The organism is Phenylobacterium sp. (assembly GCF_035475775.1).
Classification (GTDB): domain Bacteria; phylum Pseudomonadota; class Alphaproteobacteria; order Caulobacterales; family Caulobacteraceae; genus Phenylobacterium.
Map to the genome: position 1 here is coordinate 1 of NZ_DATIMC010000087.1, position 17,039 is coordinate 17,039.

At 69.8% G+C, this 17,039-nt stretch carries 17 protein-coding genes; 8 read left to right on the forward strand and 9 right to left on the reverse strand.

The window, feature by feature from the left end; all coding sequences use genetic code 11:
• Window positions 1-66 precede the first annotated feature (66 nt).
• A complete protein-coding gene (locus VLI41_RS10845; RefSeq protein ID WP_325268088.1) occupies window positions 67-669 on the reverse strand; it encodes a UbiX family flavin prenyltransferase in 603 nt (200 codons plus the stop codon).
• Window positions 670-798: 129 nt separating this feature from the next.
• On the opposite strand from VLI41_RS10845, the gene VLI41_RS10850 reads away from it, so the two are divergent.
• Window positions 799-972, forward strand: coding sequence for a YdcH family protein (locus VLI41_RS10850; RefSeq protein WP_325268089.1), 174 nt, complete (start codon window positions 799-801; stop codon window positions 970-972).
• 37 nt (window positions 973-1,009) lie between these two features.
• Here the strand turns inward: VLI41_RS10850 and VLI41_RS10855 are convergent, their stop codons facing one another.
• From VLI41_RS10855 to VLI41_RS10875, 5 genes are all read right to left on the reverse strand, one after another.
• Window positions 1,010-1,663, reverse strand: coding sequence for a DUF1013 domain-containing protein (locus VLI41_RS10855; RefSeq protein WP_325268090.1), 654 nt, complete (start codon window positions 1,661-1,663; stop codon window positions 1,010-1,012).
• Between the two features lie 79 nt (window positions 1,664-1,742).
• A complete protein-coding gene (locus VLI41_RS10860) occupies window positions 1,743-2,561 on the reverse strand; it encodes a DUF72 domain-containing protein (protein WP_325268091.1) in 819 nt (272 codons plus the stop codon).
• A 142-nt stretch (window positions 2,562-2,703) separates the two neighbouring features.
• Window positions 2,704-3,855: a 3,4-dihydroxy-2-butanone-4-phosphate synthase gene (ribB, locus tag VLI41_RS10865; RefSeq protein WP_325268092.1), complete on the reverse strand. Its 1,152-nt coding sequence runs from the start codon at window positions 3,853-3,855 to the stop codon at window positions 2,704-2,706.
• Window positions 3,855-4,439 carry an NAD(P)H-dependent oxidoreductase gene (locus tag VLI41_RS10870; protein WP_325268093.1) on the reverse strand — a complete coding sequence of 195 codons (585 nt, stop codon included), beginning with the start codon at window positions 4,437-4,439 and terminating at the stop codon, window positions 3,855-3,857. The genes ribB and VLI41_RS10870 overlap by 1 nt, the downstream gene beginning before the upstream one ends.
• Window positions 4,440-4,523: 84 nt before the next feature.
• On the reverse strand, window positions 4,524-5,852 hold the full coding sequence (locus VLI41_RS10875; protein WP_325268094.1) for an acyl-CoA dehydrogenase family protein: 1,329 nt from the start codon (window positions 5,850-5,852) through the stop codon (window positions 4,524-4,526).
• A 133-nt stretch (window positions 5,853-5,985) separates the two neighbouring features.
• Between VLI41_RS10875 and VLI41_RS10880 the strand changes: the two genes are divergently transcribed.
• A complete protein-coding gene (locus VLI41_RS10880) occupies window positions 5,986-6,312 on the forward strand; it encodes a hypothetical protein (protein WP_325268095.1) in 327 nt (108 codons plus the stop codon).
• Window positions 6,313-6,318: 6 nt separating this feature from the next.
• On the opposite strand, the gene VLI41_RS10885 is transcribed toward VLI41_RS10880, so the two are convergent.
• Window positions 6,319-7,089: a crotonase/enoyl-CoA hydratase family protein gene (locus VLI41_RS10885; RefSeq protein WP_325268096.1), complete on the reverse strand. Its 771-nt coding sequence runs from the start codon at window positions 7,087-7,089 to the stop codon at window positions 6,319-6,321.
• 90 nt (window positions 7,090-7,179) lie between these two features.
• On the opposite strand from VLI41_RS10885, the gene VLI41_RS10890 reads away from it, so the two are divergent.
• A complete protein-coding gene (locus VLI41_RS10890) occupies window positions 7,180-8,415 on the forward strand; it encodes a serine hydrolase domain-containing protein (RefSeq protein WP_325268097.1) in 1,236 nt (411 codons plus the stop codon).
• On the opposite strand, the gene VLI41_RS10895 is transcribed toward VLI41_RS10890, so the two are convergent.
• On the reverse strand, window positions 8,357-9,931 hold the full coding sequence (locus VLI41_RS10895) for an MATE family efflux transporter (protein ID WP_325268098.1): 1,575 nt from the start codon (window positions 9,929-9,931) through the stop codon (window positions 8,357-8,359). The two genes, VLI41_RS10890 and VLI41_RS10895, sit on opposite strands and share 59 nt — an antisense overlap.
• Window positions 9,932-10,220: 289 nt before the next feature.
• Here VLI41_RS10895 and rfbB point away from each other — a divergent pair, with 289 nt between their 5' ends.
• From rfbB to rfbA, 3 genes are read left to right on the forward strand one after another with little or no spacing between them, the layout of a single operon-like run.
• Window positions 10,221-11,270, forward strand: coding sequence for a dTDP-glucose 4,6-dehydratase (rfbB, locus tag VLI41_RS10900; RefSeq protein ID WP_325268099.1), 1,050 nt, complete (start codon window positions 10,221-10,223; stop codon window positions 11,268-11,270).
• Complete coding sequence (rfbD, locus tag VLI41_RS10905) at window positions 11,267-12,154, forward strand: dTDP-4-dehydrorhamnose reductase (RefSeq protein WP_325268100.1); 888 nt, start codon at window positions 11,267-11,269, stop codon at window positions 12,152-12,154. Before rfbB ends, rfbD begins: the two co-directional genes overlap by 4 nt.
• Window positions 12,151-13,047 (forward strand): glucose-1-phosphate thymidylyltransferase RfbA, encoded by an 897-nt coding sequence (gene rfbA / locus VLI41_RS10910; RefSeq protein WP_325268101.1) that lies wholly within the window; start codon window positions 12,151-12,153, stop codon window positions 13,045-13,047. The genes rfbD and rfbA overlap by 4 nt, the downstream gene beginning before the upstream one ends.
• Here the strand turns inward: rfbA and VLI41_RS10915 are convergent, their stop codons facing one another.
• The gene (locus VLI41_RS10915; RefSeq protein ID WP_325268102.1) at window positions 13,048-14,463 is read right to left on the reverse strand and encodes an amino acid permease; all 1,416 of its coding nucleotides are present in this window, start codon (window positions 14,461-14,463) and stop codon (window positions 13,048-13,050) included. It abuts the gene before it with no gap.
• 272 nt (window positions 14,464-14,735) lie between these two features.
• Between VLI41_RS10915 and VLI41_RS10920 the strand changes: the two genes are divergently transcribed.
• Entirely contained in the window at window positions 14,736-16,802 is a 2,067-nt protein-coding gene (locus VLI41_RS10920) for a redoxin domain-containing protein (protein WP_325268103.1), read from the forward strand.
• A gap of 43 nt (window positions 16,803-16,845) precedes the next feature.
• Window positions 16,846-17,039 (forward strand): hypothetical protein (locus VLI41_RS10925; protein WP_325268104.1); only part of this gene is annotated, 194 nt, incomplete at its 3' end.

Sequence of the window (17,039 nt, forward strand, 5' to 3'; positions counted from 1 at the left end):
AGGCAGGCTTCGGGCGCGCCCGGGCGCCCGTAGGCGCGAAGCGTCCATTCCCATAGCGACATCGGCTCAGGCCTCCTCGCTCTTCAGGGGGCCCACATCCTGGCCCCAACGCTTCACCGGCCGCCAGGAAAGCCCGAAGAGATCGAGCGCGCGGCCCACCGACTGATCCACCATCTCCTCGAGGGTCCGCGGCTTGGCGTAGAAGGCGGGCATGGGCGGGGCGATCACCGCGCCCATCTCGGCCAGCCGCACCAGGGTGCGCAGGTGGCCCAGGTGCAGCGGGGTCTCGCGGACCATCAGCACCAGCGGCCGGCGCTCCTTCAGGGTCACGTCGGCCGCGCGGGTGAGCAGCGAGGCGGTCACCCCCGTGGCGATCTCGCTCATCGAGCGCACCGAGCATGGCGCGATGATCATCCCGAGCGTCGGGAACGAGCCGGAGGCGATCGCCGCGCCGACGTCGGCGACCTTGTGGACCACGGCGGCCCTGGCCTGCAGGTCGGCGGGCGAGAGGCCGGTCTCGTCGGCGAGCGTCAGCGCCGCTGCGCGGCTCATTACCAGGTGGCTCTCGACCTCGAGCGCCCGGCAGGCCTCCAGCACCCTCAGGCCATAGACCGCGCCGGAAGCGCCGGAGACGCCCACCACCAGCCGGGGCCGCTCGGTTTTCGCCATGCGGAAGGTCCTAAACGCGCGAAGCCGCGGCCGAGCCATGCCCCGCCGTCTGCAAACATATGTGATCTGACAGTCGAGGACAGCGGGTGTTCACTAAAGAGCCGTCCAACCGCAAGGAGGCTACTCGTCATGGCCGTGGAAGCCAGGCTCCGCGAACTTGGAGCTCGCCACCAGTCCCTCGAAAAAGCCATACAGGACGAACTGCGAAGGCCCGCCGCCGACGAAGACCGACTCAAGGAACTGAAGCGACAGAAGCTCAGGCTGAAGGACGAGCTGGAAGCGCTCAGGGCCGCGCTGCACTGAGATTTTCCTTCCCCCCGCGAAGGGGAGGGAGGCAGACCTAATCCTCCGCGTCTTCGGTCTCGTCCTCGAGGACAGCGGCCTCCTCTTCCAACACGCCCGTCTCTGACGCCGGGCGAAGGGTGGGCCCTTCGGGTTGCGCGACGCCGCGGCGGGCGTCCTCGCGGGCCTTCTTCTCGGCCGCCTTGCGCACCACCTCGTCGAGCTCCAGCTGGGTGATCAGGCCGAGCGTCACCGGGTCCACCGGCTTGATGTTGGCCGAGTTCCAGTGGGTGCGGTTGCGAACCGCATCGATGGTCGCCTTGGTGGTGCCGAGGATGCGGGCGATCTGGCTCTCCGGCACTTCCGGGTGGTTGCGCAGGAACCAGGCGATGGCGTCGGGCCGGTCCTGGCGTCGGGAGACGGGGGTGTACTTCGGCCCCTTCTTCTGCGGCTTCAGGTACTCGGCGTGCCGGCTCTTCTGGGCCTTCATGCGATACTTGGCGTCGCGCTCGGCGTGGTCGAGCTCCTCGCGCGACAGCTGGCCGTTGGCGATCGGGTCGGCGCCGCGGATGTCGCGCGCCACCTCGCCGTCGGCGATGCCTTTCACCTCCAGAGGGTGCAGGCCGCAGAAGTCGGCGATCTGGTCGAAGGTGAGCGAGGTGTTGTCCACCAGCCACACGGCGGTCGCCTTGGGCATGAGGATGTCGGTCATGGCGCAGTTCCGGTCAGTCGGCGTTCCGGGCTTCGGAAACAAAGGCGCCCGGCCTTGCGGCCGGGCGGGGGATTGAGCGTCATATAGGCCGGTTGGGCTGAAGAGAAAACGGGATTGTCGGGGCTGCGGCGCCGGAGCGGGCGGCCGGCCGTGGCGCCACCCCGCGATAGGCCTGCGCGCCGGTGAGGGCCATCAACGCCTGGGCGTCGAACGGGGCGGCGCTCTTCACGTCGTTGTCGAAGTAGGCGTAGACGTCGCGACCCTCCGCGCGCCAGCGGGCGATGTGGTCCGCCCACCTCGAGAGCTCCGCCCGGTCATAGCGCCCGAAGTAGCGCCCGCCGGGGCCGTGGCCGCGGATGTAGATCCAGCTCGCCGTCCGCTCCCAGGGTGCGGGCGCGGCGTGATGGTCGGAGAGGCAAAGGGCGGCGTCGAAGTCGGCGAGGATCCGGAACACCTCCGGCGCGTACCAGCTCGCGTGCCGGAACTCGACGGCGTGGCGGCGGCCCTTGGGCAGGAGCTGGAGGAAGCCCGCCAGCCGCGCGTCGTTGCGGCGAAGCTGGGGCGGCAGCTGGATCAGCGCCGGGCCGTGGTGCTCGGCGAGCGGCGCCATGCGGCCGAACACCAGCGCGACCGGCGCCTCGCAGTCCTTCAGCTTCTTGTTGTGGGTGATGAAGCGGGAGACCTTCCAGGCGAACACGAAGCCCGCCGGCGCGCGCCTCGCCCAGCCCTCGACCGTCTGCTCCGAGGGCAGGCGGTAGAAGCTCGCGTTGATCTCGGCGGTGTCGAAGCAGGCGGCGTAGTGCTCCAGCCGGTCCTTGTCCCGGGTCCCCGGCGGATAGAAGGGCCCGGTCCAGTCCTTGTACGCCCAACCCGAGCAGCCGATGCGGAGTTGGCTCATTTCCTCTCATTCCGTCGTCCGGGGCTCGTCCCGGGAACCCAGGTGCGCCGACGTCCCAGACAGACCTGCAGCGCCGGCGTCCATGGGTGGCCGGGACAAGCCCGGCCATGACGGAAAGCACTTTGCGAGCGCTCGGGTTTCGTCAGTCCAGCGGCTGGCGGCCGAGGATCTTCAGGCCGTAGCCGGCGGAGCCCGGGAGCACGGTCTTCGACGAGGTCATCAGGATCATGTCGCGCACGCCGAGGTCGAGGAGGATCTGCGCGCCGATCCCGTAGTCGCGCAGGATGTTGGCGCTCTGGTTGCCCTCCGGGCCGCCGTAGCGCTCCGACAGCCAGTGCGGATTGGGATCGCGGATGAACACCACCACGCCCGCGCCGTCATGCTCGGCGATCGCCTTCAGCGCCCGGGGCACGTACTCGCGCCGGGTCTCGACCGCTCCCAGCATGTCGGCGGCCATGTCGACGCGGTGCATGCGCACCAGAGTGGGCGCGTCCGGATCGACCTTGCCCTTGGCCAGCACCACGTGCTCGGTCTGGTCCAGGACGTTGCGATAGACGATCAGCCGGAAGCGGCCGCCGTAGGTGGACTCGAACGGCCGTTCCAGCACGCGCTCCACCTGGCGCTCGGTGCGCCGCCGATAGGCGATCAGGTCGGCGATGGTGCCGATCTTCAGCCCGTGCAGCTGGGCGAAGGCCACCAGGTCCGGCAGCCTGGCCATCGAACCGTCGTCCTTCATGATCTCGCAGATCACGCCCGCCGGGTAGAGGCCGGCCATGCGGCTGATGTCGACCGCCGCCTCGGTGTGGCCGGCGCGGACCAGCACGCCGCCGTCCTTGGCGACCAGCGGGAAGACGTGGCCGGGCGAGACGATGTCGTCGGGGCCCTTGGTGGGATCGATGGCGACGGCGATGGTGTGGGCGCGGTCGTGGGCGGAGATGCCGGTGGTCACGCCCTCGCGGGCCTCGATCGAGACGGTGAAGGCGGTGCCGTGGCCCGACTGGTTCTCGCTGGCCATCGGCGGCAGGCGAAGCTGGCGGGCCCGCTCGCCGGTGATCGACAGGCAGACCAGGCCGCGCGCGTGCTTGGCCATGAAGTTGATCTGCTCCGGCGTGGCGAACTGGGCCGGGATGATGACGTCGCCCTCGTTCTCCCGGTCCTCGGCGTCGACCAGGATGTAGGGCCGCCCGTTGCGGGCGTCCTCCAGGATGTCCTCGATCGACGAGATCGCGGCATGCACCGACTCGTCCAGGTCGGGCGCAGCGCCGGACGGCGGGATGAGATACGGACGCTTCATCAGCCCACCGGCTCCTTGGTCGCCCTGAGCTGGGCGAACTCCACCACCTGCTCGGCCACGGTGGCGAGCTGCCAGGCGTCCTTCGGCTCGCGGCACTCGCCCGCCTCGTCGAACAGGGCGCCGCCGGCGTTGAGCGCCGCGCCGAACGGCGTCGGCCAGCCTCTCAGCGCATGTATGATCGCCCGCAAGGACATCAAGGTCGTGCCGGCCGCCTGCCAGCCGTCGGCGGTGATGATCGTCCCCACCGGCCGCCCTTGGAAATAGGGCCGCGCCTCGTCGCGGGTCAGCTCCAGGGTGTCGAGCGCGTTCTTGATCACGCCCGAGATCGAGCCGTGGTAGCCGGGGCTCGCCACGATCACCCCGTCGGCGGCGCGGATCGCCTCGGCGAGCTCGGCCTGCTCGGGGCTGGGGCCCGCCGGCCGGGGATCGAAGATCGGCAGCCGCGCCAGGAACGCGCCGCCGAGCAGCTTCGTCTCGGCGCCCGCGCCCTTCGCCGCCTCGAGCGCGACCTTGAGCGCCCGCTCCGTCGAGGATCCCGGGCGGATGGTGCCGCCGATGCCGACGATCAGCGGCCGGGTGGCCATCGCGCGCTCTCCAGTTGCAACCCGGAGCGGCCGTCGCGGCCGTCCGGGGTGACGGGAAATATAGACGGCATGCGCCGCGGAAACCTAGGCCGGCTCGGCCTCCTTGCGGCGGGCGGAATAGGCGCTCTTCAGTTCAGCCAGCTCCTTGGCGTAGCGCTTCTCGGCTTCCTCGCGCAGCTTCGGGATGTGGTAGCTCGGGAACAGGTCGTTGTCGGGCCGGTAGTCTTTCAGCACCTGCTTGGCGACCGTCACCTTGTGCACCTCGGTGGGCCCGTCGGCGATGCCCATCACCAGCGACGAGGTCACCATGTGCATGAACGGCATCTCGTTGGAGACGCCGAGCGCGCCGTGCAGGTGCGCCGCCTTCTGGGCGATGTCGTTGTAGACCTTGGGCATCATCACCTTGATGGCGGCGATGTCCTTGCGGACCAGCTGGTAGTCCTTGTGCTTGTCGATCAGCCAGGCGGTGCGCAGCACCATCAGGCGGAAGCTCTCCAGCGCGATCCAGCTCTCGGCGATGTCCGACTGCACCATCTGCAGGTCGGCGAGCTTGCCGTCGCGGGTGGTGCGCGAGACCGCCCGCTTGCACATCAGGTCGAGCGCGTTCTTGCAGGCGCCGACGGTGCGCATGGCGTGGTGCACGCGCCCGCCGCCCAGCCGCACCTGGGCGATGACGAAGGCCGCGCCGCGGTCGCCCAGCAGCGCGTCGTAGGGCAGGCGCACGTTGTTGTAGCGGACATAGCCCTCGCTGCCGCCGCCGATCTCGCCGCCTGCGCCCACCGCGACATTGCGGATGATCTCCACGCCCGGCGTGTCGGTCGGCACCAGGAAGATCGAGGTGCGCCTGTAGGGGTCCTTGGCGTCCGGGTCGGTGACCGCATAGAGCACCAGCACCTTGGCCCAGCGGGCGCCGGTCGAGAACCACTTCTCGCCGTTGATCACCCACTCGTCGCCCTCCAGCACCGCGCGGGTCTTGAAGGTGAGCGGATCGGAGCCGCCGGTCGGCTCGCTCATCGAGAAGGCCGAGCGGATCTCGCCATTGAGAAGCGGCCAGAGGTATCGCTCCTTCTGCGCCTCGGTGCCGTAGTGGGCGATGATCTCGGCGTTGCCGCTGTCCGGCGCCTGGCAGCCGAACACCGTGGGCGCGAGGCCGTTGCGGCCGAGCTTCTCGTTCATCAGGCCGAGGTTCAGCTGGCCGTAGCCCTGGCCGCCGAGCTCGGGGCCGAGATGGCAGGCCCACAGGCCCTGCGCCTTCACCTTCTCCTGCAGCGGCTTGATGAACTTCTCGCGGCCGAGCGGGCCGTGCACCGCCATGCCCAGGTGGGAGAGCGGCTCGACCTCCTCGCGCATGAACTCCTCGATCCAGTCCAGCTTCTTCTGGAACTCGGGATCGGTCTCGAAATCCCACGCCATGAGCGCCTCCCTTGGGCTGCAAAGTTCGAATTATCAGTATGTTTTTGTCGCTCGCCCATTATCAAACGCCTGTTCGACTTACGCAACCGCGCGTCCCGGGTATGATGGAGCTGGATGAACCTGGGGGGAGCCCATGCGAACACTGATCCTCACCGCCGCCCTCGTGGCGGCCCTGGCCACGCCGGCTGCGGCGGACACGCTGCAGGAAGTGACCACGCATGGCATGGTGCTCATGATCGGCGACATGCCGGTCGAGGTGAACTTCACGCCGGACGGGAAATTCACGGCCGGCGGCGGCGGCGACGTCTTCGGCGTCTGGCGCATCGACGGCGACAAGCTCTGCACGACGTCCAACTACGACCAGGCCGAGAACTGCGTCGAATATCCGAAGGGCAAGAAGTCCGGCGACAGCTTCGAGGTGACCGGCCCGCAGGGCTCGGCCACGGTCAAGATCAAGTAGCCAGCCTCAGAACGCGCCGCCGCGTCCCTGGCCGGCGACGAAGCGCGCCGCGCCCTCGCGGGCGGAGCCGGAGCGCAGGGTCTCGATGCCGAGGCGGTATTCGTGGGCCTGGGCCGCGTCCCAGTCGAGCGACCACTGGGCGAGCGCCGAGAGCCGGTCGTTGCGCAGGCAGAGCTGCGGGAAGGCGGAAAGCTGGTCGGCGAGCGCCAGCGCCGCCTGCAGGGCTCCGCCCTTCGGCGCGAGACGGTTGGCGAGGCCGATCGCCAGCGCCTCCCCGGCATCCACCGCCCGGCCCGTCAGGATCAGGTCCATGGCCCGCGAATGGCCGATCAGGCGCGGCAGCCGCACCGTTCCCAGGTCCACCAGCGGCACGCCGAAGCGCCGGCAGAACACGCCGAACACCGCGCCCTCGGCCGCCACCCGCAGGTCGCACCAGCAGGCCACCTCCAGGCCGCCCGCCACCGCATAGCCCTCGACCGCGGCGATCACCGGCTTGCCGAGCGCCAGGCGCGTGCAGCCCATGGGCGCGAGATCCCCCTCCGGCTTCACCGGATTGTCGCCGCTGCCGGTGCTGACGCTCTTGAGGTCGGCGCCTGCGCAGAAGTGGCCGCCGCGCCCCTGAAGGATGGCCACGTCCAGCCCCGCGTCGGCGTCGAAGGCCTTGAACGCCTCGTAGAGCGCCCAGGCGGTCTCCCCGTCGACCGCGTTGCGCCGCTCCGGGCGCTCGATGGTGACCACGGCCGTGCGGCCTTCGCGCTCGATGCTGATGGTGGACATCTCGTTGCTCCCTCTCGCACGCGTCCATGCTCGCCCTTGCGGCGGGTGGTAAGGCAAGGACTAATGGCGGGCGCGTGATTGGAGGATGCGATGGACCAGATGACCCGGGCCAAGTCATTGGGCTTTTCGGCCGAGCGGCTCGCCAGGATCGATCGTTTCCTGCAGGAGAAGTACGTCGGCCCCGGCAAGCTGCCCTGCGCCCACTTCGTGCTCGCCCGCCAGGGCCAGGTGGCCCACCAGACGATCCTCGGCCAGCAGGACCCGGAGCGCGGGACGCCGCTCGCCGAGGACACCGTCTACCGCATCTACTCCATGACCAAGCCGATCGCCTGCGTGGCGCTGATGAGCCTGGTCGAGGAGGGGCTGATCGCGCTCGACGATCCGGTCGCCAAGCACATCCCGCAATGGAAGGACCTGGGCGTCTTCTCGGCGGGCGTGACGCCGGCCTTCATGGTGACGCCGCCCGCCCGGCCGATGCAGGTGGTGGACCTGCTGCGGCACACCTCGGGCCTGACCTACGGCTTCCAGAACCGCAGCAACGTCGACGCCGCCTACCGCAAGCTGAAGGTCGAGGCCATGCACGGCGAGCACGACCTCGAGGCCATGATCCAGATGCTGGCGAAGCTGCCGCTGGAGTTCTCGCCGGGCGAGGCCTGGAACTACTCGGTCTCCACCGACGTGGTGGGCTATCTGGTGCAGAAGATCGCCGGCAAGCCGCTGTCGCAGGTGCTGAGCGAGCGCATCTTCGAGCCGCTGAAGATGGTCGACACCGGCTTCTTCGTCCGCGAGGACCAGCGCAGCCGTTTCGCCGCCTGCTACAACGCCAAGCCCGGCGGGGCCAGGGAGCTGCAGGACGATCCCGCCACGAGCCCCTACCTGAAGCCGCCGAAGCTGGAGTCCGGCGGCGGCGGCCTGGTCTCCACGACCGCCGACTACCTGCGCTTCACGACCATGCTGGTGAACGGCGGCGAGCTGGAGGGCGTGCGGATCCTGGCGCCCAAGACCGTCAAGCTGATGGCCTCCAACCACCTGCCCGGGGACAAGGACCTGACCGAGCTGTCGCGCTCGCTGTTCTCGGAGAGCACCAACGCCGGCGTGGGCTTCGGCCTGGGCTTCGCCGTGGTGTTCGACCCGCCGAAGACGCTGATCCCGTGCTCGAAAGGCGAGTTCTACTGGGGCGGCGCGGCCTCGACGGCCTTCTGGGTCGATCCGCTGGAGGAGGTGACGGCGGTGTTCATGACCCAGCTTCTGCCGTCGTCGACCTATCCTATTCGACGGGAGCTTCGGACGCTGGCGTACGCGGCGCTCGAGGAGACGAACGGCTAGCATCGCGCTCTTCGGCCGAGACGATCGCCTCGCTTTCCTCGAACATCGGCTGGCCCAGGCCCGTGTCGGGCGCATCGGAGCTCGGCGTGAAGTCGAGCATGCGCGCCCTGCGCCAGCCGAACGGGCCGTCGTAGAAGTAGTAGAGCCCCGAAAGCACGAGCGTCGTCAGGCTGCCGATCGGAAACGCCAGCCAGATGGCGTCGGCGTGCAGCCGCGGCTCGAGCAGCACCGCGACCGGGATGCGGACCACCCACAGCGAGATGATCATGGCCAGCAGGGGCGGCCAGACGGCGCCTGTCGCCCGCACGATGCCGGAGAAGATGAACGCCACGCCGAACGGGATGAAGCCCCAGAGCACGATCGAGTTGATGTGCGTCGCGATCGCCAGCGCCGGGCTGGTCGCCGGCAGGAACGCCTGCAGCGCATAGGGGTCGGCGAACTCCAGGATCAGGACCGGAACGCCCGTGAAGAGCACGGCGAGCAGGCTGCCGATGCGCGCCACCCGCTCCACCCGGTCCATGCGCCGCGCGCCGACGTTCTGGGCGGCCATGGACGAGCAGCCCGCGCCCAGCGCCATGGCCGGCATCTGCACATAGGTCCAGAATTGCGCGCCGGCCCCGTAGGCGGCGGAGGTGTGGACGCCGTAGCGGTTGACGAACGAGAGCATGGTCACCGCGGCCAGGCTGATGACCATCATCTGGATGCCCATCGGCGTGCCCTTGGCGATCAGCGTCCAGATGATCTTCAGGTCCGGCACCAGCAGCCGCCAATCGGACGGCTTCAGCACCAGGATCGAATTCTTCCGGTAGAGATAGACCAGCATGGCGGCCAGCGTGATGGTCTGGGCGATCAGCGTGGAGGTGGCGGAGCCGGCGATGCCCATCTTCGGGAACGGCCCCAGGCCCATCAGCAGCAGCGGGTTCATGACCACGTCCAGCCCCACCTGCACCAAGGCGAAGTAGAACGGCGTGCGGCTGTCGCCGGCGCCGCGCTGGGCCATCATCATGAAGCTGAAGAAAAAGAAGAACGGGATCGCCCCGAAGATCACCCGCAGGTAGGCGATGGCGTCGGCGCGCGCGTCGGCCGGCGTCTTCATGGCGTCGAGGATGTGCGGCGTCAGCACCCCGCCCAGCACGCCGATCACGATCGAGACGGCCAGGAAGAAGGTGGTCGAGGTGCCCACGACCTTGCGGGCGAGCGGCTCGTCGTCGGCGCCGATCGCCTGGCCGATCAGGATGTTGGCGGCCATCGTCACGCCAAAGGCCGCGCCCAGCATCATGAAGAAGATCTGGTTGGAATTGTTGGTGGCCGTGACGCCGGCCTCGCCCAGGACGTGGCTCACCCAGAACATGTTGGCCGAGCCGTTCAGCGACTGCAGGATGTTCGAGCCGAGCACGGGCAGCGAAAACAGGATCAGCGTCTTGCCGATCGGCCCCGCGGTGAGATCCGGACCGCCCCGCCGCCCGGCGAACCGGCCCGGCGGACCCCGGAACCCGCCGCCCGGCGGGCCGCCCATAGGACGCCCGGGGGCGCTTGGGCCCGCTCGTCCGGCGTTGGCGGTCTTGGGCTCCACGAACTGGCGTCCCCTCTCCGCCCACGTGCGCGCAGGCCCGTCGCCGGCCCGTCCGGAACGAACGGCGAGTCATGGCAGGAGCCTGGAATGGTAGGTATGGGCCGGCCGCGCTTCAAGCGTGCGGCCGAAGATCGCGCCCCAGGGTGCGCTTGAGCCGGGGTGGTTTCGTTGTAAGAGGGCGGACGGAAGGATCGCCTTTGGGGGGCGCGTCCCGCATTTTGCGAAAGACCGCATGAAGATCCTGATCACGGGCGGGGCCGGCTTCATCGGATCGGCCGTGGTGCGGCGCGCGATCGCCGACGGGCACGAGGTGGTGAACCTCGACGCGCTCACCTATTCGGCCAACCTGGAGAACGTGGCCAGCGTGGCGGCGGACCCGCGCTACGCCTTCGAGCACGCCGACGTCGCCGACGAAGCGGCGGTGGCCGCCATCTTCGCCCGCCACAAGCCCGACGCGGTGATGCACCTGGCCGCCGAGAGCCACAACGACCGGGCGATCGAGGCGCCCTTGGCCTTCGTGCGCGCCAACGTCATGGGGACCGCCGTGCTGCTGGAGGCGGCGCGCGCGCACTGGTCGAGCCTGCCCGCGGCGAAGCGGGCCGCCTTCCGCTTCCACCATGTCTCCACCGACGAGGTGTTCGGGGCGCTGGGCCACGACGGCGCCTTCGACGAGGCGACGCCCTACGACCCCAATTCGCCCTACTCGGCCTCGAAGGCCGGCGCCGACCACCTGGTGCGCGCCTGGGGCCGCACCTTCGGGCTTCCTGTGGTGCTGACCAACTGCGCCAACAACTACGGCCCGTTCCAATTCCCCGAGAAGCTGATCCCGACGGTGATCAGCCGGGCGCTGGAGGGCAAGTCGATCCCGGTCTACGGCCAGGGCCTGCAGGTGCGTGACTGGCTGCACGTCGACGACCACGCCGAGGCCCTGCTGCTGGTGCTCGCCAAGGGCCGCACCGGCGAGACCTACTGCATCGGCGGCGGCACGGACCGGGCGAACCTGGAGATCGTGCAGCGGCTCTGCGCGGCGCTCGACCGCATCGCGCCGGCCAACACGGCGCATGCGGAGAAGATCGAGTTCGTGCCCGACCGGCCGGGCCACGATTTCCGCTACGCCATCGACGCGGCGAAGCTGCGCCGCGAGCTCGGCTGGACGCCCGCGACGCCGCTGGAGCGGGGGCTGGAGGAGACCGTCCGCTGGTACGTGGACAACCGCGACTGGCTGCAGCGCATCCGCGAGCGCGGATTCCACTCCGAGCGCCTGGGGCTCGTCAAGGCGTGAGCCTGCGCATCCTGCAGTTCGGCGCGACCGGCCAAGTGGCGAGCGAGATGCTTCGCCAGGCGGCCGACCGCCCCGTGGAGCTGATGGCGCTCACCCGCCGCGAGTGCGATCTGGCCGAGCCGGCCGCCTGCGCCGAGGTGGTCCGCGACGCGAGGCCCGACCTGGTGCTGATCGCCGCCGCCTACACCGCCGTCGACCGCGCCGAGGCCGAGCCCGAGCTCGCCAACCGGATCAACGGCGAGGCGCCGGGCGCCATCGCCCGCGCCGCCCACGCGATCGGCGCGCCGGTGGTTCACCTCTCCACCGACTACGTGTTCGACGGGACCAAGGGGACGCCCTACACCGAGGCCGATCCGGTCCGGCCCGCCAACGCCTACGGCGCCTCCAAGGCGCTGGGCGACCAGGCGGTGCTGGAGGGCGCCTCGCGGGCGCTGATCCTGCGAACCTCCTGGGTGGTCTCCGCCCACGGGAAGAACTTCGTGAAGACCATGCTGCGCCTGGCCGCCGAGGGCCGGCCGCTGCGGGTCGTCGACGACCAGTCCGGACGGCCGACCAGCGCGGCCGACCTGGCGGGCTTCATCCTGGCCAACGCCGCCGCGCTCGCCGCCGCGCCGACCGGCGATCCGCGATTCGGGCTCTGCAACTTCGCCAACGCCGGGGAGACCACCTGGCGCGGCCTGGCCGAGGCCGCGGTGGCCGAGGCGCTGGGCGACGCCGCGCCCGCCGTGACCCCGATCGCCACCGCCGAGTTCCCGACTCCCGCCCGGCGGCCGGCGCGCGGCGCCCTCGACACGCACCGTCTGGAAACCCTCTTCGGCTATTCACCGCGGCCCTGGCGCGAGGCGCTGAGGGACATCGTGGCGGAGCTGAAGGTGGCGGCATGAGGCGCGGCATCATCCTGGCGGGCGGGGCGGGCACGCGGCTGCATCCGCTGACCCTGGCGGTCTCCAAGCAGCTGCTGCCGGTCTACGACAAGCCGATGATCTACTATCCGCTGTCGGTCCTGCTGCTGGCCGGCTGCCGCGAGATCCTGATCATCACGACGCCGGAGGACCAGACGAGCTTCCGCCGGCTGCTCGGCGACGGCGGCCAGCTCGGCGTGCGCTTCGAGTACGTCGCCCAGCCGCGCCCCGAGGGCCTGGCCCAGGCCTTCATCCTCGGCGAGTCGTTCGTGGCCGGCGAGCCCAGCGTGATGGTCCTGGGCGACAACATCTTCTTCGGCCAGAACTTCAGCCAGACCCTGAAGGCGGCCGACGCCCGCGCCCACGGCGCCACGGTGTTCGGCTACCTGGTGCAGGATCCGGAGCGTTACGGGGTCGTCGAGCTGGGGGCCGGCGGCAAGGCCCTGGGCATCGAGGAGAAGCCCAGGGTCCCGAAGTCCAACTATGCGGTCACCGGGCTCTATTTCTACGACGGCCGGGCGAGCGAGTTCGCCAGGTCGCTGAAGCCCTCGGAGCGCGGCGAGCTGGAGATCACCGCGCTCAACCAGGTCTACCTGGAGGCGGGCGAGCTTTCGGTGGAGCTGCTCGGCCGCGGCTTCGCCTGGCTCGACACCGGCACCCACGACAGCCTGATCCAGGCCGGCGAGTTCATCCGCACCGTCGAGCAGCGCCAGGGCCTGCGCATCGGCTGCGTCGAGGAGATCGCCTTCCGCCACGGCTGGATCGACGCGCCGGGCCTGCGCGCGCTGGCCGGCCAGCAGGCCAAGAGCGAGTACGGCCAGTACCTGCGCGCCCTCGCCGACGGCCTGGTCGTCGCCGAGGAGCCGGCGGAGTAGTCAGGCCGCGGCCAGCGCGCTGCGGGTGCGGCCGTAGAGCAGGTAGACCAGCAGGCCCACGGTGTTGGCGCCCAGGAAGAACAGCTGGGTGAAGCTGGCGAGGCTGGAGAACAGGTAGAGGCAGCCCAGGACGGCCAGGGGCCCCACCAGCCACCAGAGCGGCGTGCGGAACGGCCGGACGAGGTCGGGCCTCTGGCGGCGCAGCGCCATCATGGCGACGGCGGTGGCGATGAAGGCCGCGAGCGTGCCGGCGTTGGCCACCTCCGCCAGCCGCTTCAGGGGCACGAGGCCGGCCATCACGGCGGCCACGAGGGCGGTGAACACCGTCACCCGCGCCGGCACGCCGCGGCCGTTCACCGCGCACAGCCAGGTGGGGATCAGCCCGTCGCGCGACATGGCGAAGAACACCCGGCTCTGGCCGAACATGAAGGCCATGATCACCGTCGGCAGGGCGATGACCGCGGCCGCGGCGATCAGCACCGCCGCCCCGCCATGGCCGCCCTGGCGCAGGATGAAGGCCAGGGGCTCGCCGCTCCGGGCGAACACCGTGAACGGCGAGGCGCCGAGCGCGGCGGCGGCGACGATCATGTAGATCGCCGCGCAGGCCAGCATCGAGCCCACGATGCCGATGGTCAGGTCGCGCGAGGGATTCTTGGCCTCCTCGGCCGCCGTCGAGATGGCGTCGAAGCCGTAGAAGGCGAAGAAGATCACCGCCGCGGCCGCCATGACCCCGCGCTTGGTCCCGTCGGCGCCCACGTGGGCGTTGAAGCCGAACGGCATGAAGGGCTGGAAATGGCTGGCGTCGAAGGCGGGCAGCGTCAGGGCCACGAAGGCCGCGAGCGCCGCCACCTTGAAGCCGACCAGGACGGTGTTGAGCGTGGCGCTTTCACGGGTGCCGACCAGCAGCAGGCCCGCCACCACGGCGATGATGACGACGGCCGGCAGGTTGACGAGGCCCGCTGGCTCGCCCCACGGCCCGGCCGCCAGGGCGGACGGCAGGCCCCAGCCGCGGCTCGCCAGGAAGCCCTGGGCGTAGCCGGCCCAGCCCACCGCCACGGCCGAGCAGACCACGGTGTATTCGAGGATCAGGCTGACGCCGACGACCCAGGCGACCAGCTCGCCCATGCCCGCGTAGGCGTAGGTGTAGGCCGAGCCGGCCTGCGGGATGAGCGTCGCCATCTCGGCGTAGCAGAGCGCGGCGAAGGCGCAGACCGTCCCGGCGATGGCGAACGACAGGATCACCGCCGGACCCGCCTGGCCGGCCCCCACGCCGATCAAGGTGTAGATGCCGGTGCCGATGATCGCCCCCACGCCCAGCGCGACGAGGTGCGGCCACGACAGGGTGCGGCGCAGCTCGCGCACCTCGACGCCCTCGCGGGCGAGCGCGATCGGCTTGCGGCGCGTGACGAAGCTCATGTGCACGGCCCCCCGCCGGGGTGGATCCCCGGCCTGCCTGGCGCAGCATGGGGGCGCAGGCGACCCCGGACAAGCTTTGGCGGGGCGGGCGGGCGAGGATCCCCGGCTCGGGCATTAGCGGAACGGAAACGATCTTGACGCCTGAGTCATCGAAACATTGATGCAACACGGGTATGCTGGAAACCGCCCCTGAACGGCGTTAAGTTGCGCTCACACATCAGGCTGCCGGATTCGCCCGCCTCCGCGGGTCCGACGCTGGGAGGAGATTTCGGATGAAAGCTGCACGACTTGGCCTGCTGGCCGCGCTCGGCGGCGCGGCCCTGGTCTATGGCCTGGCGAGCGACGGCCTGTCGACGCATGGCGCGCGCTCGATCGCAGCCGAGGCGGCGGCCGCCCAGCCGACCACCGTCGGCAACTTCATGCTGGTCGACGAGAACCTCAATGCGCACGAGCTCTACCGCATGGCGGACAAGCCGGCGATCGTGCTGATCACCCAGATGGACGGCTGCCCGATCTCGCGCAGCCAGGCGCCCGCCTACAAGGAGCTCGAGCAGGCCTTCGCCGGCAAGGGCGTGCAGTTCCTGATGCTGAACTCCGCGACGCAGGACAACCGCGAGGCGATCCAGCAGGAGGCCAAGGACGCCGGCTTCGACATGCCGATCCTGCTCGACCAGAACCAGCTGGTCGGCGAAGCGCTCGGCGTGAAGCGCACCGCCGAGGTGATCGTGATCAACCCGAAGACCTGGCAGGTGGTCTACCACGGCCCGGTGGACGACCGCAGCGACTACGGCGGCGGCCAGAAGCCGGTCGAGCACCGCTACGCGGCCGACGCCATCGACGCGGTCCTCGCCGGCAAGCCGGTGCAGCAGGCCTCGCTGCCGGCCAAGGGCTGCCTGATCGACTTCCCGGCCCGCGCGCAGGCGCAGAACATCACCTACGTCCATGACGTCGCGCCGATCCTGGAGAAGAACTGCGTCGGCTGCCACGAGAAGGGCGGCATCGGCCCGTTCGCGATGGACAGCTACGACCGCGTGAAGGGCTTCTCGCCGATGATCCGAGAGGTCCTGATGACCCACCGGATGCCGCCCTATAACGCCGACCCGCACGTGGGCAAGTTCTCCGACAACAAGAACCTCACCCCGCAGGAGCTCAAGACCATCGTCCACTGGGTGGAGGCCGGCGCGCCGCGCGGCGAGGGGGCCGACCCGCTGGCCGCCCATCAGCACGTCGCCCAGGACTGGCCGCTCGGCAAGCCGGACCTGGTGCTCGACGTGCCCGCCTTCACCATCCCCGCCACTGGCGTCGTCGACTACAAGCATCCCTGGGTCCAGAACCCGCTGACCGAGGGCCGCTGGATCCGCGCCACGACCATCAAGGTCGAGCAGCGCCAGGGCGTGCACCACCTGCTCACCGGCTACATGAAGGACGTGCCGAAGCCCGGCGAGCCGGCCTATGAGAACAGGTGGGGCGTCTCCGTCGGCGGCTATGCCGTGGGCGCCGAATCCGAGATCTCGCCGCCCGACGTGGGCTCCTACCTGCCGCCCGGCGGGGCGATCGGCATCCAGGCGCACTACACGCCGTTCGGCAAGGAAGCCACCGACCACTCCAAGATCGGGGTCTACTTCTACAAGCCGGGCGAGACGCCCAAGTACGTGATGCACGGGGGCGTGGTGGTGGACAACACCATCACCATCCCGCCGAACGAGCCGCGCCACCACGAGATCGCCTACCTGACCTTCCCGCACGACGCGCTGCTCTACTCGGCCTTCCCGCACGCCCACTACCGGGGCTACGCGGCGGACCTGTGGATCCGCTATCCGGACGGCAAGGAAAAGCTCCTGATCTCGCTGCCGCGCTACGATTTCAACTGGCAGCGCGACTACACCTTCGCCGAGCCGCTCAAGGTTCCGGCGGGCTCCAAGCTGATCGCCCACTGGATCTACGACAACTCGAAGGAAAACCCGGCCAACCCGGATCCGACCAAGACCATCACCTGGGGCGAGCAGTCCTGGCAGGAGATGTTCTACACGGCCATCCGCTACCGCTGGCTGGACGAGACCTCTGACCACCAGCTGCCGAAGTACGATGAGGACCTGAACAGCAAGCGCATGCTGGGCATGCTCGACGACAACGTCGACGGCAAGCTCCAGAAGGCCGAGCTGAAGGGCCAGATGGGCGACATGCTCGGCAAGTACTTCGCGGTCCTCGACAAGGACAACGACGGCACGCTGAGCATGGCCGAATTGACCGAGGCGCAGAAGCTGATGGGCAACCGTCGCAAGGCGCCGTCCACCTCCGCCGAGGCCTTTGCCTCAGCCGAGAAGGGCAGCACGAAATAAGGCGCTAGCCTGCGTCCCCGGCAGATCCTAAGCCGGGGACGTCATGCGCCTTCTGATCTACGAACCTTCCTTCCGACGTCTGGAAGCGGCGATCGCCGGGGCCTCCCCGGCGATCGATGTCGTTTTGATGGACGAGTCCGGCGCCCTCACGCGCGGCGGTGAGCCGATCGGCATCGGCGAGGCCGCCATCGAAGCCGCGTGGGCCAACAACGACGTCTTCATGAGCAAGGCGGCCCG